Source organism: Enterobacter sp. 186315 (assembly GCF_053290175.1).
Genome location: NZ_JBPTTK010000077.1, coordinates 1 through 315, shown reverse-complemented (window position 1 = coordinate 315; position 315 = coordinate 1). Strand labels below are relative to the sequence as shown.

Here is a 315-nt window from a genome sequence, read left to right as displayed (position 1 = left end):
CGCTGGGGCGCAAAACGGAGTACCGCTACAGCGACGACGGCGATATCCGCCAGGTGGCCCTGCCCGGGGGCTTCAGCCTGCTGTACGACTACAACGAACGGGGTCAGCTTACCCGCCTGACCACACCGGGCAGCCAGGTCTGGCAGTGGGACTATGACGACCAGGGCAGCATGGTCTGCCTGACCGACCCGCAGGGTCGCCAGCAGCAGTTCAGCTACAGCGAACAGGGCAACCTGCTTCGCCGGATAATGCCGGGCGGCGCCGCCTGGCAGTGGGATTACGACGCCCTGCACCGCCTGCGGGAGACCATCGCCC

General features: G+C 67.3%; 1 protein-coding gene. It reads left to right on the top strand.

Annotated elements, in window-relative coordinates; genetic code table 11:
• Window positions 1-315, top strand: a 315-nt coding sequence (locus ACSVHP_RS23035) for a hypothetical protein (protein ID WP_447552992.1), incomplete at both ends; no start/stop codon positions are given.